Source organism: Peribacillus sp. TH14, from assembly GCF_016651145.1.
Classification (GTDB): domain Bacteria; phylum Bacillota; class Bacilli; order Bacillales; family DSM-1321; genus Peribacillus; species Peribacillus butanolivorans.
The window spans coordinates 4,114,704-4,128,955 of the sequence record NZ_JAEKEK010000001.1; the positions used below are offsets into that span (position 1 = coordinate 4,114,704).

General features: G+C 38.4%; 11 protein-coding genes and 1 pseudogene. 10 read left to right on the forward strand and 2 right to left on the reverse strand.

Annotated elements, in window-relative coordinates; all coding sequences use genetic code 11:
• Nucleotides 1–19 precede the first annotated feature (19 nt).
• The 9 genes and pseudogenes from panD (at nt 20) to JFU50_RS20130 (ending at nt 9,448) form a co-directional block, all read left to right on the forward strand.
• Nucleotides 20–403, forward strand: coding sequence for an aspartate 1-decarboxylase (gene panD / locus JFU50_RS20090; RefSeq protein WP_201223790.1), 384 nt, complete (start codon nt 20–22; stop codon nt 401–403).
• Between the two features lie 229 nt (nt 404–632).
• Nucleotides 633–3,413: an ATP-dependent DNA helicase DinG gene (gene dinG / locus JFU50_RS20095; protein ID WP_201223792.1), complete on the forward strand. Its 2,781-nt coding sequence runs from the start codon at nt 633–635 to the stop codon at nt 3,411–3,413.
• A gap of 158 nt (nt 3,414–3,571) precedes the next feature.
• Nucleotides 3,572–3,742, forward strand: coding sequence for a YpmA family protein (locus JFU50_RS20100; RefSeq protein WP_082527552.1), 171 nt, complete (start codon nt 3,572–3,574; stop codon nt 3,740–3,742).
• Between the two features lie 18 nt (nt 3,743–3,760).
• Complete coding sequence (locus JFU50_RS20105; protein WP_056525010.1) at nt 3,761–4,237, forward strand: cell wall elongation regulator TseB-like domain-containing protein; 477 nt, start codon at nt 3,761–3,763, stop codon at nt 4,235–4,237.
• A gap of 19 nt (nt 4,238–4,256) precedes the next feature.
• A pseudogene (locus tag JFU50_RS20110) lies at nt 4,257–5,442 on the forward strand (pyridoxal phosphate-dependent aminotransferase).
• Between the two features lie 708 nt (nt 5,443–6,150).
• Nucleotides 6,151–7,443: an asparagine--tRNA ligase gene (asnS, locus tag JFU50_RS20115; RefSeq protein WP_053346747.1), complete on the forward strand. Its 1,293-nt coding sequence runs from the start codon at nt 6,151–6,153 to the stop codon at nt 7,441–7,443.
• 115 nt (nt 7,444–7,558) lie between these two features.
• Nucleotides 7,559–8,254, forward strand: a complete 696-nt coding sequence (locus tag JFU50_RS20120; protein ID WP_056525004.1) for a DnaD domain-containing protein — start codon at nt 7,559–7,561, stop codon at nt 8,252–8,254.
• Between the two features lie 22 nt (nt 8,255–8,276).
• Entirely contained in the window at nt 8,277–8,933 is a 657-nt protein-coding gene (gene nth / locus JFU50_RS20125; protein WP_053346745.1) for an endonuclease III, read from the forward strand.
• A complete protein-coding gene (locus tag JFU50_RS20130) occupies nt 8,930–9,448 on the forward strand; it encodes a YpoC family protein (protein WP_201223794.1) in 519 nt (172 codons plus the stop codon). The genes nth and JFU50_RS20130 overlap by 4 nt, the downstream gene beginning before the upstream one ends.
• Before the next feature lie 50 nt (nt 9,449–9,498).
• Here the strand turns inward: JFU50_RS20130 and JFU50_RS20135 are convergent, their stop codons facing one another.
• Together JFU50_RS20135 and recU are read right to left on the reverse strand one after the other, a co-directional pair.
• Nucleotides 9,499–12,216 (reverse strand): PBP1A family penicillin-binding protein, encoded by a 2,718-nt coding sequence (locus tag JFU50_RS20135; RefSeq protein WP_201223796.1) that lies wholly within the window; start codon nt 12,214–12,216, stop codon nt 9,499–9,501.
• A 28-nt stretch (nt 12,217–12,244) separates the two neighbouring features.
• Nucleotides 12,245–12,856 (reverse strand): Holliday junction resolvase RecU, encoded by a 612-nt coding sequence (gene recU / locus JFU50_RS20140; protein WP_082527551.1) that lies wholly within the window; start codon nt 12,854–12,856, stop codon nt 12,245–12,247.
• A 145-nt stretch (nt 12,857–13,001) separates the two neighbouring features.
• Here recU and JFU50_RS20145 point away from each other — a divergent pair, with 145 nt between their 5' ends.
• Nucleotides 13,002–13,979 carry a DUF2515 family protein gene (locus JFU50_RS20145; protein ID WP_201223798.1) on the forward strand — a complete coding sequence of 326 codons (978 nt, stop codon included), beginning with the start codon at nt 13,002–13,004 and terminating at the stop codon, nt 13,977–13,979.
• Nucleotides 13,980–14,252: the final 273 nt, after the last annotated feature.

A 14,252-nucleotide genomic window follows, 5' to 3' on the forward strand; every position in this document is an offset into this window, starting at 1 on the left:
CAGCTTAGGGGGAGTTTACATGTTACGAACAATGATGAATGGAAAAATCCATCGCGCAAGGGTTACTGAAGCCAATTTGAATTATGTTGGCAGTATTACAATCGATGAAGACATAATTGACGCGGTAGGCATTCTGCCGAATGAAAAAGTAGCCATCGTCAATAATAATAATGGTGCACGCCTTGAAACGTATGTGATTGCAGGTGAACGGGGCAGCGGTGTTGTTTGTTTGAACGGAGCAGCAGCAAGACTAGTTCAGCCTGATGATATTGTGATTATTATTTCTTATGTGATGGTCGCTGAAGATAAGCTGAGTGATCATCAGCCTAAAGTTGCGATTATGAATGAAAATAACCAAATTGTTGAACTGATTTCAAACGAACCTGCAGCTACTATCATGTAAGCGGAAGGCCGGCTCTTATGCACATGTATCATGCATATGTTGAGCCGGCCCTTTTCATTTGCTTAGAATTGTATTACCAGGATAGGGGGAGGGATTGAAGTGGATTCAAAGGTAATTAAACTTTTATTCGATAAACTGCGTGTTTCCTTTATTACGATTATTATGGTATAAAAAAGATAAGAGAATTCCATCAGGAAGTGGAGAAAGTGAAGTTTGAGGTGTACAATTCATGACACAACGATATGTAGTGGTCGATTTGGAAACAACAGGAAATTCTCCGAAAAAGGGAGACCGGATTATTCAATTTGCCGGCGTAGTCATCGAAAATGATCAAATTGTAGATGAATACTCAACGTTCATCCACCCTGGACAAGAAATTTCCTTGTTTATTGAAGAATTGACCGGAATAAGCAACGAGACGGTAAAGGATGCACCTGACTTTGAAGATGTCGCAGAAAATATTTCCAGGCTTATAGAAGGGGCTTGTTTTGTTGCCCATAATGTTTTATTTGACTTATCTTTTTTACAGGAAGAATTAGTACGCTGTGGATTGGAGCCTTTTTATGGTTCCACACTTGATACGGTAGAGTTAGCGAAAATTTTGAAACCGACATCCGATGGATATAAGCTACATCAGCTGGCCAAAGAAGAAAATCTAGATCATTCTCGGCCTCATCAAGCGGATAGCGATGCATATGCTACCGCTTTATTATTATTGGAATTGAAAAAAAAGCTCATGAATCTGCCAGTGATGACGCTAAAACAGTTATACCGCTTATCTTTTTCCTTACAAAGTGAAATTTCCGAATTGATAGATGCTTGTATTGCAAGCAAACTTACAAAAGCTGAAGTTCATTCACCTGAACTTATTACATTTAGAGGCCTTGCATTTAAAAAAGTCGACGAAGAAACTGATTATAAAGACAGAGAAGCAGAATTTCCGCAAGATGATGAGAAGAAAATGGCCATGCTACAAAATGCTTTTCCTGCTTTTGAAGCGAGAAACGGACAGCTGGAAATGATGAATATGATTCATCATTCCTTCGAATCCAGTCAAGACGCAATCATTGAAGCTGGGACTGGGATTGGGAAATCCTTAGGCTATCTGCTTCCTGCTGTTTATTTTGCGAGGAAACATCAAAAGCCCGTAGTCGTTTCGACGTATACGCTTCAGTTACAGGATCAACTTCTTCAAAACGAAGTTCCTAAGCTGAAAAAAATCCTTCCTTATTCTTTTCAAGCTGTATTGCTAAAGGGAAGAAGTAATTATTTGAGTTTGGCAAAGTTTGAACGGGCATTACGTGAAAAGGAAGATAATTACGAAACAGCATTAACAAAAATGCAAATATTAGTTTGGCTAACGGAAACGGAAACAGGAGATAAAGATGAATTAAATCTCACAAGTGGTGGACAACTTTTTTGGAATAGACTTCAAAGTGACGGGCTTACATATGTCGGTTTAAAACAACCATGGCTTGAATTGGACTTTTTTGAAAGAGCAAAAAGAACAGCTGGCAAAGCAGATATCATCATTACTAATCATTCCTTTTTAATGACTGATCTTCTTACAGAAGATGCCCTCATTCCAAAAAAAGGGTATTTAATTCTTGATGAGGCTCACCATTTGGAACAGGCTGCTTCTAAACAGCTTGGACGAAGACTTAATTATATTTCCGTGAAGACGGTGCTGAACAGACTAGGGACCACAGATCAAAAGCAATTATTATACAAACTTGAAAAATTGCTCTCAAACAACGGCTTGACGGAAGGTAAATCCACGCATGACCTAGATCGAAAGCTTAATGACTTTGCCTATGAATTTGAACAACTTTTTTATTACATCTCCAACCAAGCCCAAAAACTATCTCATTCTGTGAGTCCGAAACGCCTCTCATTTAAGATAGATGACCATCGATGGAGTAAAGCGATTCTGGTTGCTGAACGGTTAGTAGACTTGCTAGGATCGATCATCATGGAACTGGAGAAAAGGTTGAGTCTTTTATTAAATAATGAGGCCACGTTAGGGAAAAATGCTTTATTTTATTTAAATGATATAGAAGTGCTTCTTGGACATTTGCAGGATACAAGGGATTCCTTACATGAATTTTTTATCAATCCACAAGAAGAAAATATTTATTGGCTTGATTATACAAATACAGCACCACAACATGGCGTGACATTGACTGTTCAGCCAATTGCAGGAAGTAAATGGTTGTGGGATTCCTATTTTGGACGCCAGAAAAGTGTGATCATGACATCGGCAACCCTCGTTGTGAAGGATTCATTTCAGTACTTTAAAGCGCAGCTTGGTTTAGATTCTGAACCAATACAGACCGCAAGATTTCCTTCGCCTTTTCGTTATAAGGAACTTGTGAAGGTCGTAGTTCCGAACGATATTCCGGATATTAATTGCTTATCAGTGGAGGAGTTCTCGGAAACAGCGGCAAACCATATTATTGCCGCTGCACAGGCAGCTAAAGGGAGAATGATGGTTTTGTTCACATCGCATGAGATGCTGCGAGCAACCTATTTTTCCATCAAAGACTCAGGGGTCCTAGATGAGTATACCTTGTTTGCACAGGGGATTTCTGGTGGAAGCCGAATGAGGTTACTCAGAAATTTTCAAAACTTCGAGAAAGCCGTCCTATTTGGAACAACTAGCCTATGGGAAGGTGTTGATATTCCAGGAGAGGATTTATCCTGCCTAATCATTGTCAGGCTGCCGTTTTCACCACCGGATGAGCCGGTCACAGCTGCAAAATGCCAACTTCTCGAAAAGCAAGGCAGAAACGCCTTCTCTGCGTATTCTTTACCTGAAGCCTTGCTAAGGTTCCGCCAAGGATTCGGGAGGCTGATACGTACTCCTGAAGACAGAGGAGTCCTAGTTGTTCTGGACCGCCGCATTATCACCGCCAAATACGGTCTTGAATTTCAAAAGTCCATACCGGCCGTTGACTGGCATCAGGGCTCAATTAATGAGATGGTGGATATGATAGAAGAGTGGATTTAAAGAATCTTTAGATTATTCATAAATCCAATTGAATTTTTATGAAATAATAAAGAAAAATAACCTTCGAGCTGTTATAATGTGAAAGGTAGTAAAGCCTTCTAATCCTATTCATACCAGTGATTGTTGACAATTTTTAGTTAAAATGGAGGGGCGTTTTCATGGAAAGTAAAATTGAAGTAATCTCGACAGTCAGGTTGCAAAATTCTCCTGATTTGTATAAGATTGTAGATTCTTTGAACCGGACGTTGAAAAAGGACGACTTAATGTTCGGACTTGCATTAGATTCAGAAAATCAAGAAAAAGCGATATTTACAATTTATCGTACATAGAAAGAGGGAAAAGCGGCTTTGAAAAAATGGTTGATTATTGCTTCTATCCTAGTCCTTTGTTTTATCGGATTTGTCGGCGGGGCATATATTAAAGCGTTGCAGCCTAAAAAAGAAGCTGGTAATGAGGCTTTTGAAAAGGCGAAGAAAGAGGGCGGCCTTGAAACCATGGAAGAGTTCTACCTTTATAATGGGCAGGATTCGTATTCTGTCATCATTGGTAAGGGAGAAAATGGGACTAAAAAAATAGTCTGGCTTCCTGAGGACGAGAAGAAAGAAATTGTAGTGGAAAACTATAAAGATGGTAAGTCAAAAAAAGAGATTTTAAGCATTGTTAATGAAAAGCTAAATCCTCAAAAAATCATTTCAGTAAAGCTTGGTATGGAAAAAAACGTTCCACTTTGGGAAGTAACATATCTTGATGAATCTGAGCGCTTTAATTATGATTATTATGATTTCAAAACAGGGGAATGGCTAAAGTATTATCGAAGCATTTAGAATGGGGGATTAATTTATTATGAAATTAGCTAACCGGGTTCAAGCATTAACGCCATCATCAACATTGGCAATAACAGCAAAAGCAAAAGAACTAAAAGCTCAAGGTCTTGATATAATTGGTTTGGGGGCCGGTGAACCAGACTATAACACTCCTAAACATATTATTGATGCAGACCGTTCAATCGATGAATGAAGGGCAAACTAAATATACGCCATCAGCAGGTCTTCCAAAGTTAAAAGCGGCTATTGTCGCCAAATTAAAGCGTGATCAAGGTTTAGATTACAAGCCTTCTGAAATTATTGTTGGTTCAGGTGCTAAGCACGCTCTTTATACATTGTTTCAAGCAATTCTGGATGAAGAAGATGAAGTTATTGTTCCAATACCATATTGGGTAAGTTATCCAGAACAAATTAAACTTGCTGACGGAAAACCAGTATATGTTGTAGGCACTGAAGAAAATCAATATAAAATTACAAAAGAACAGTTAGAACAAGCAATTACTGAGAAAACGAAAGCAGTTATCATTAACTCTCCAAGCAATCCAACTGGTATGCTTTATTCTAGGGAAGAGTTAGCGGCTATCGGAGAAGTATGTTTAGCACATGACATCTTAATCGTTTCCGATGAAATTTACGAGAAATTGGTTTATGGAAATGCATCACATACATCGATTGCGGAGATTTCTCCTGAATTGAAAAAGCAAACAATCATCATTAATGGTGTTTCTAAATCACATTCAATGACAGGCTGGAGAATTGGTTATGCAGTAGGTGATGAGGCCATCATCAAAGCTATGACAAACCTTTCTAGCCACAGCACATCCAATCCTACGACAACAGCTCAGTACGGTGCAATTGCCGCTTATGAAGGTTCACAGGATCCTGTGGAAGAAATGCGCCAAGCATTTGAAGGTCGATTGAATACAATTTATGATAAATTAGTGGAAATTCCAGGAGTTAGCTGCATTAAACCGCAAGGAGCATTTTACTTGTTCCCGAATGTTAAACGTGCGGTTGAATTAACTGGCTACAGCAATGTGGATGATTTTACTACTGCATTGTTAGAAGAAGCTCAGGTAGCAGTAATTCCAGGTTCAGGTTTTGGTGCTCCGGACAACATCAGACTATCTTACGCGACTTCATTGGAACTGCTTGAAGCAGCGGTTGAAAGAATCCATTCATTTGTTAAGTCAAAAATGGCTTAAATATTATAAAACCTGCAGTCATTCCGCGTAAAAGTGGGTGTCAGCAGGTTTTTTTGTTTAATAAATATTTTAGTGGTACAGGATGTACTTTGGTTCCCTTTATAAAAGGATGTGACCAATTGTTTTAGATAAATTGTGTGAAGTAGATTCAGATATTGATAAAAAAAATAATAAAAGTTATGTGTAATCGGCTCCTTCAAGATTATCTTTCAGAAGTTCAATTAACTAAAGAATTACAAAAGAATATGTATTTAAAGTCATGTTGATAGTTGCCAGGACTTTATCACGATAAGTAGTGATTAAAATAATGGCCAATTTTGCTGTTAGGTGTTATAAAAGATAATACTATAAACCTAGAGCTAGAGATAAAGGTGCGTGAAAGGGTAAAGGATTATTTCTGGAACAAATTTTAAATGGTGGATTTTATATATGTGGACAGTTCAATTGTCACCCCTTTTAAATAGTATGTTTAGTCTATAAATTTTAAAAACAAAAGCTTAAAAATGACTATTGCATTTTGTATCAGCAAATACGTTAGTAATAAGGAACCTAACAAGTACAAGGGCAATAGTTATCAAAAAAAGTATGAATAAAAAGAATATAAAAGAATTTTGGAACCTCTGATTTATTTGCTTGTATGGAGGGCTATAGGTATAATAAGTAGAGTAAATTCCTTAGTAAGATAAGCTATTTTTGGAGGGAAATTCCGTGAAAATTACAATAAAAGAAGCTAGTAAATTTGTCAATCAAGAAGTGACCATTGGCGGCTGGCTTGCTAGCAAACGTTCCAGTGGGAAAATTGCTTTTCTTCAAATTCGTGATGGCTCTGGCTTCATACAAGGTGTGGTCGTTAAAGCAGATGTGGGCGAAGAAGTTTTCGCTCGTGCGAAAACGGTTACGCAAGAGACATCTATGTACGTTACAGGTGTCATTCAGAAGGATGAGCGCTCGCCGTTTGGATTTGAATTACAGGTAAAAGATATTGAAGTCATTCATGAATCAGTTGATTATCCGATTACTCCAAAAGCACATGGTCCTGAATTCTTAATGGATAACCGTCATTTATGGCTGCGTTCAAAACGTCAGCATGCTGTTATGAAAATTAGGAATGAAATCATTCGTGCTACCTATGAATTCTTTAATGAAGAAGGATTTGTTAAGGTCGATCCTCCAATTTTAACAGGAAGTGCTCCAGAGGGAACAAGTGAATTATTCGCCACGAAATATTTTGAAGAGGATGCATATCTTTCACAAAGCGGTCAGCTTTATATGGAAGCAGCAGCCATGGCATTAGGAAAAGTATTTTCTTTTGGTCCTACGTTCCGGGCAGAGAAATCCAAAACAAGACGTCATTTAATCGAGTTCTGGATGATTGAACCGGAAATGGCTTTCATTGAATTCAAAGAAAACCTGGAAGTTCAGGAGCAATTTGTCTCATCAATAATTCAGTCTGTATTGAAAAACTGTCAGCTTGAGTTGAATACACTAGGCCGTGACACAGCAAAGCTTGAACAAATTAAGGCTCCTTTCCCACGGATTACATATGATGAGGCAATTAAATTCCTTCATGAACAAGGCTTTGAAGATATCCAATGGGGTGATGATTTTGGAGCGCCACACGAAACAGCAATAGCAGAGAGTTATGAAAAGCCAGTATTTATCACTCATTATCCAACGAAAATTAAACCTTTTTATATGCAGCCAGATCCTAACAGGGAAGAAGTCGTTCTTTGTGCCGATTTGATTGCTCCAGAAGGATATGGTGAAATTATCGGTGGTTCAGAGCGGATTCATGATCAAGAACTGCTTGAACAGAGAATTAAAGAGCATGGCTTGAGTGAAGATGCTTACAAATGGTATATGGAGTTAAGAAAATATGGCTCGGTACCGCATTCGGGCTTCGGTTTGGGCTTAGAACGGACAGTAGCATGGATTAGTGGTGTTGAACACGTCCGTGAAACTATTCCATTCCCACGCCTATTAAATCGATTATATCCTTGATTCCATGATAAAACGGTTATCTTGTCATATTTGGCAGATAACCGTTTTTTGTTAAAATTATAAGCTTATTCGTAAACCCTTATTCATGTTATACTTATTCAGAGGTGTCCATAACATGAATAAAGAACATTTATATGCGTGGTTTAAGGAAGGAACGATAACGATTCCATCCTTTTTGTTGACTAACTATAAGACAATGGGACTAAATGAACAAGAAATGGTCCTATTACTTCAATTGCAAAGTTTTATTGATAAAGATAATCCTTTTCCTGCACCATCCCAACTATCTGAACGAATGACATTACAAGAATCGGAATGTCTATTTTTAATCCAACGTTTGGTTCAAAGAGGGTTTGTTGAAATGTTGGTTGAAAGTAATCAAGAAATCGGCCAGGAAAAATATTCGCTGGCTCCGCTATATGAAAAAATGATGGACTGCTTCTTAAAGTCTTTGAAACAGGCTGAATCCGCTGAGGTACAAAAAGCCGGGGAGAGTCTTTATACGATTTTTGAACAGGAGTTCGGGCGCCCATTATCTCCATTTGAATGTGAGACATTGGCAATGTGGATGGAAGATGATCATCAACCGGAAATTATTAAATCAGCTCTTAAGGAGGCTGTCATTTCTGGTAAATTGAATTTCCGATACATTGACCGGATTTTATTTGAGTGGAAAAAGAATGGAATAAAAACCCTGGAACAAGCAAGGGAGCAAGGACAAAAATTTAGAGTGCATCAAAAAAGGGACCGGAAAATAGAGCCAACACAACCGATGAAAGATGTGCCCTTTTATAATTGGCTCGAGCAGTAATGTGAATTAAAGGAGAACGAACATGCTTAATAAAGCTCAAATTCGCTATTGTTTGGATACAATGGGTGAGATGTTTCCGGATGCCCATTGTGAGCTGAATCATTCCAATCCATTTGAATTGGTGATTGCTGTTGCCCTGTCAGCTCAATGTACGGATGTATTAGTCAATAAGGTTACTAAGGATCTATTTCAAAAATATAAAACGCCTGAGGATTACATAAGCGTCCCGATAGAGGAGTTAGAAAATGACATTCGCTCAATCGGGTTGTTTCGTAATAAGGCTAAGAATATCCAAAAGTTGTCACGAATGCTGATTGAGGAATATGACAGAGAAGTTCCACGAGATCGTGATGAACTTACTAAATTACCTGGTGTCGGCCGAAAGACGGCCAATGTAGTCGTATCGGTCGCGTATGACGTGCCAGCGATTGCTGTTGATACCCATGTAGAGCGTGTTTCCAAGCGACTGGGATTATGTCGCTGGAAGGACAGTGTGCTCGAAGTTGAGAAAACATTAATGGTCAAGATACCAAAGGAAGAATGGTCTGTTACGCACCACCGGCTGATATTCTTTGGACGCTATCATTGCAAGGCCCAGTCACCGAGATGTGAAACCTGCCCGCTTCTAGAGCTGTGCCGTGAAGGGAAAAAAAGAATGAAAAGGATAGAGGTCAAATGACGCAATTGCTTTCATTAAGAGTGCCTGCTGAATTAAAACATCCTTTGTTTTTTTCTAATGAGGAAATCATCTTGGAAAAAGAAGACTATAATGAGTGGAATTGTTTGATTCAACTCGAGAAGTTCCCATATGAGTTACTTTTTTATAATAAAGTAGAGTCTTATTTACCTTGGAAAGATGGAGATGGGCATGTCCCGGAACTACTGGAAAAGTGGAAGAAAATCGAAGCTGAATGCGGTCTGCTATTTTCAGAGAGAAAAGCGGGACAGGCTTTGGAACCTATGAAGCAGGGAATTGGTTTATTTTTATCGGCAGTCTATTGGATGCATGGAATGCCAGTTGTAATGAGTGCCTGGCAGGGACAGATAAAGGACTTCACTTATATTCCAGTAAATTTGGTTGAAAGGCTTTCTTTTATCCTTGCAAGACCTGCTTTTTTTCATTCGTATAGGCGACTCAGTGAAATGTTTAGGGAATTTGAAAAACAATATGTAAAGTCTAAAATTAAAAAATAAGAACGATAAAAAAACGTCTAAGCTTAAAGCTTAGACGTTTTTTTTGTTTGTTAGTCTGCATTTTCTTTATCTGGGTCTGGGTCTGGAGTGGGATCAGGAGTCTCGACTGGTTTTTCTGGTTTATTCTCCTCTACTGTGCCAGGTTCAGTATCTCCTTCATCAACAACGTTTTCGTCGTCTTTGTTGCCACTTCCATCATCTGTATTGCCATTGTTATTGCCGTTTCCATTTTCGTTACCATTACCATTGCCATTGTTCTCGGTGTTGCCATTGCCGTTGTCCTCGCCTTGATTGTCTTTGCCTTGATTGTCCTCGCCTTCGGTTGGAGTTTCTTGTTCCAGATTTTCATCTTCGGCTGGTTTTTCAATATCCTCGTCTGGTTTCTCAGGTTCTACCGCTTCTGCAGGAATTTCCACAGAGGTACTAGCAGGATCACTTTGTTGATTATCAACTCTTGCTACAACAGAGAAAGTATATTTACTTCCAGGGGTTGGATTTGGAATCGTCAAGCTAGTATCCTTAGATTTTTTCAGCACACTTTGAGCTCCGCCATCAACGGACACGTTGACTTCGAATTGCGGATCCCCATCACTTTGAGGATATGACCATGATAGCTGAATTTCATTGCTTTCTTGATTATAGGAAGCGTTGATACTAGGTGAGTCCATTTTCTTATATTCTGTCGTTACTTGTGTTGGCTCGTGCCCTTTAACATAATATTCATAAGTGATTTTATCACTTGGCGTATATTCATTGGCTTTAATAGCTGGATTTGAGCCTTTTATGATGCCAACTTTTACTACACTGTCTGGTTGTTCAAAGTCTTTAGTTTCCTTTGAATTTGCCATATATTCCATTAAATTCTTAAATATTGCTTTTGGAATTCTTTGTGATGAATCACCCAGATATTCCATTTGCCCACCTGAAGCATTATCATAACCAGCCCATACTGCGACTGTATAATTGGTTGTATAACCCGCCATCCAGCTATCTTTTACACCGGAAGATGGGATGTTGTTCTTTGCACGCTGTTCAGGCGTGAAATTGGTTGACCCCGTTTTACCGGCTACCGGGAGATTAGGTATATTGGCTAACCTTCCTGTTCCATAAGGTTCTTTCATGACACTTTTCAGCATGTCCGTCACGATAAAAGCAGTTGAATCTTTCATTACAGGTTTCGTTTCCATTTTGTTTTTGATCGTAGTTTTATCACGTAAAACAATTTTTTTCACTGTATGCGGTTTGTTATAGATTCCGCTGTTACCGAATGTGCTGTATGCTCCGGCAAGTTCTAGTGTGGAAACATCTTTGCCACCGCCAATTGCAGCGGATTCGGTGATTTCCTTATCAAAAGGAATGCCCAGGTCTACAGCAAAATCACGTGCCCGGTCCAAGCCGACTGCTTGAAGCGTTTTTAAGGCAGGGATATTTAATGACCTTGCCAGTGCATCACGAGTCGTAACTGTACCATAATGACGCCCTGAAGCATTTTTAAGCGGTGTTCCGTCACTGTAGGTATATTCCTCATCCTTGATTTGATGGTAGGTGGACCAATTTAAATATTCTACTGCAGGACCATAATCCAGAATTGGCTTAATGGTCGAACCAGGTGAACGCTTGGCATCCGTTGCATAATTCCAGCCGCGCTTAACAGTTGTATTCCTACCGCCGCCTACAGCTTTAATTTCACCCGATTGTGTATCAAGCAAGGTAAGGCCGGCTTGAAGGTCCTTACTTGGGTAATTGATGACTTCATCACTATTTAGCATTTTATAAACATATTCTTGGGCATCTTTATCAATAGTCGTTTGTATTTCTAATCCATCTGTAAAGACGTTATAGTCTCCCATATCCCCGACTTCCTCAATTACTAAGTCGATAAACGCATCATAAGCTGTCGTGTCTATTTGACTCTTATCAACTTCTTGAAGTCCTTCAGCAATATCGATATTTTGAGCATCTTTCATTTCCTTCTCGGATATATAACCATGTTTATTCATTAAATGAAGTACAATATCGCGACGTTCTTTTGCACGTTCGGGATATTTATATGGATCATAACGGCTTGGACTTTGCGGTAATCCAACAAGCATGGCCGCTTCGTTTAATTTCAATTCACTTAAATCTTTTCCATAATATGTTTGAGATGCAGTCAAAATCCCATTTGCACGGTTTGCAAAGAAAATTTTATTAACATACATTTCAAAAATTTCTTCTTTTGTATACTTTCTTTCAAGCTGTATGGATAGCCACATTTCTTGGACTTTCCTTTTAATAGTTTTATCAGGCGTTAAATAAGAACGTTTGATAACTTGTTGGGTTAAAGTACTAGCACCCTCTGAGCCAAATCCATTTTTGACGTTGGCGATGACTGCGCTACCCAGACGTAAAAAATCAACCCCGTGATGTTTATAAAAGCGGGAATCTTCTGTTGCCAGGAAGGCTTCTTCTACAAGATCAGGTATATCTTCATAATTGACATAATCCCGGTTCTCTCTGCCAACCTCTGCCAGTAATTTACCATCTTCATCAAGGATTTTTGAAGTAACTGGATCTTTTAAAAGCTTTTCATCAAGTTTGGGAGCATCACTTATAAAGTAAGCTAATGCAGCACCTCCAGTGACTAAGCCGATAATTCCAATTGTAACGAGTATAAGAAAAATGCGCTTGAGCATGCTTGCTGACTTTTTCGGCCCATTTTTTGGTGCCTTTTTCTGAGTCTGCCCCTGCTTTCGGCGTTCTTCTCTAGTATTATATTTTTCAGCCATTACAGCTAACCTGCCTTTCTAAAAAAAACTAAAAATTTTCTGCGATTAGTAAATCTACTACTTTAATATAGTCAATTCTCGGTTGAAAGCCAAGAGTAATCTTTTCTGAACTACTTTCGACCTCTTGGAGAGTAATAGATTTGCGTCCGCCGTCTTTCATTCTTTTCCAATAAAAACCTAGTTGTTCAGAACTCATTAAATATATATCATCCGTAGCAGAAAAACGGATGATTACAAATGCAATTCCGTCATGCTGAACAATGTGTTTCATATGTTCAATTTGATGGTCATGAAAATTCTTAAGAGGGAAGGAACTGCTGTTTTTCGTTTCCTTTGCCTCAAAATCAATGTACTTTCCTTTATAAACACCATTGTAATCGGTAGTCGATGCTTGTTTGAAGTATGCTTCTTTAATAACAGCGGCACTTCTTTTCGGGTAGTGAACATCGACAATTTGAATAGGTGTTGGTTTTTTATGAATGACGGCAATACCGTGTGCTAAATAATACTGATTGGTTTCGTTCAAATCATCTTCTAATGTTTTTCCCCGGTTGCTATAACTGATTTCTTTAAGTGGGCTTTTCTTTTCTTCCATTGCCTGCGGTACAAATCTTCGTCCGTTGGGATAATGAAATGCCACTTTTACCCCTCCTTTTTTCACTTATCTATATTAGCAAAAAAAGAATCTAAAATGTGAATAAAAAGAATTGTTTCTTAGAACGATAGGATTTAAGTACAACACAATTGTCACATTTTATCCTTCTTGAAAGGTTGGGAGCATTAGAATGCGAATTCCAAAGACGGAAATGCAATTACTCTACTCCATAAAAGTTCAAACTGCAAAAGGGAATAGAGATAATATATCAAGAACTAAAGCATATGAACAATTTTTTAATGCTCATCCAGAAATCCAATGGTCCTTTTTGGCAGGTATGGTTTCCCGAAATGCAGGCTGGAATATGTGTGATCTTGAAGGGATTTGGTTTTCTCATTTACTTAGTTCTAAATACAGACTTCAATTATTCCTTACATATGAAGAAGCGAATTGGCGTATTTTCCAGGATGCTTATCCACAATTACTGCTCTATCATTATTCTACGAAGTATGGGCGTCCTTTGTTTCACTTATGTCATTATTTTTTTATTACCAAATTTATGACAAATCAATGGAAATCTTTTTGGAAACATAGAAATCACGAAAAATTAGTCACTGCTCTAATAATAAATGAACAAAATATCATTGAAAAACCCGTTATTAAAAAGCAATCTTTCGTATTTCATTCATTATTATTTTTGCTGCAGGACTGGATGCATTTTAGTACTGTATTATTTCCTACTTGCAATGGGAAATTGTATGGTTCGTCCGTTTCGCATTTTAGAAATATCGATGAAAGAATTAATTTGGGGAAAAAATTGGCTAATCTTTTATTTTCTAAGGAGTTGTTTCCACTATTTCATGAATTTTCCTGCCGCACTGAGCCAACCGGAGCCCGCTTCGATTATGAACAATATCGAAAAAGGCCTAGGTACCACGAGACACCGATGCTGCGGGGAGTTTATCCAATCATCCATCATAAGGCAGAAAAGATTGAACAGTGGGATTCAAATAAAAAAATTAAAAAGGAGTGGTTTATAAAACCTAAATGGGAGGAAGACCCTATGTTGACCGACTGGTATGACCATAAACAAAAACAGCTACACACAGCCGTAATGGTCAAAAATTGGTTTTTTAATAAAATGACAAACAGGGAAGGCGTTGATTAAGCCTTCCCTGTTAATGGTGATGCAAGTGTTACAGCCTTAGGTAGAGGGCCGGTTTTCTCCACTAAGTTTCGGATTTCCCGTTCCTGCCTTGTTGGTGGGCGGCTTTTGTCGTTTTTCGTTTGCTTTCTGTCTGCTTTCATTCGACTGCATAAAATTCACCTCCTGTCTGTATTTTTGTTTAAAACTCCATTCTTCATTCTGCCATTGTTGTCGAAGGTCCCAATAAATTAAGTGAATAGCACTTTCTTTGCCGATTCCCTTCTAGTTTTGTCA

Excerpts from the sequence above, each read along its gene's own strand:
- dinG (WP_201223792.1), top strand. The coding sequence starts at position 633 with ATGACACAACGATATGTAGTGGTCGATTTGGAAACAACAGGAAATTCT.
- JFU50_RS20130 (WP_201223794.1), top strand. The coding sequence starts at position 8,930 with ATGACGCAATTGCTTTCATTAAGAGTGCCTGCTGAATTAAAACATCCT.
- JFU50_RS20145 (WP_201223798.1), top strand. The coding sequence starts at position 13,002 with ATGCGAATTCCAAAGACGGAAATGCAATTACTCTACTCCATAAAAGTT.
- JFU50_RS20135 (WP_201223796.1), bottom strand. The coding sequence starts at position 12,216 with ATGGCTGAAAAATATAATACTAGAGAAGAACGCCGAAAGCAGGGGCAG.
- JFU50_RS20120 (WP_056525004.1), top strand. The coding sequence starts at position 7,559 with ATGAATAAAGAACATTTATATGCGTGGTTTAAGGAAGGAACGATAACG.
- JFU50_RS20100 (WP_082527552.1), top strand. The coding sequence starts at position 3,572 with ATGGAAAGTAAAATTGAAGTAATCTCGACAGTCAGGTTGCAAAATTCT.
- panD (WP_201223790.1), top strand. The coding sequence starts at position 20 with ATGTTACGAACAATGATGAATGGAAAAATCCATCGCGCAAGGGTTACT.
- nth (WP_053346745.1), top strand. The coding sequence starts at position 8,277 with ATGCTTAATAAAGCTCAAATTCGCTATTGTTTGGATACAATGGGTGAG.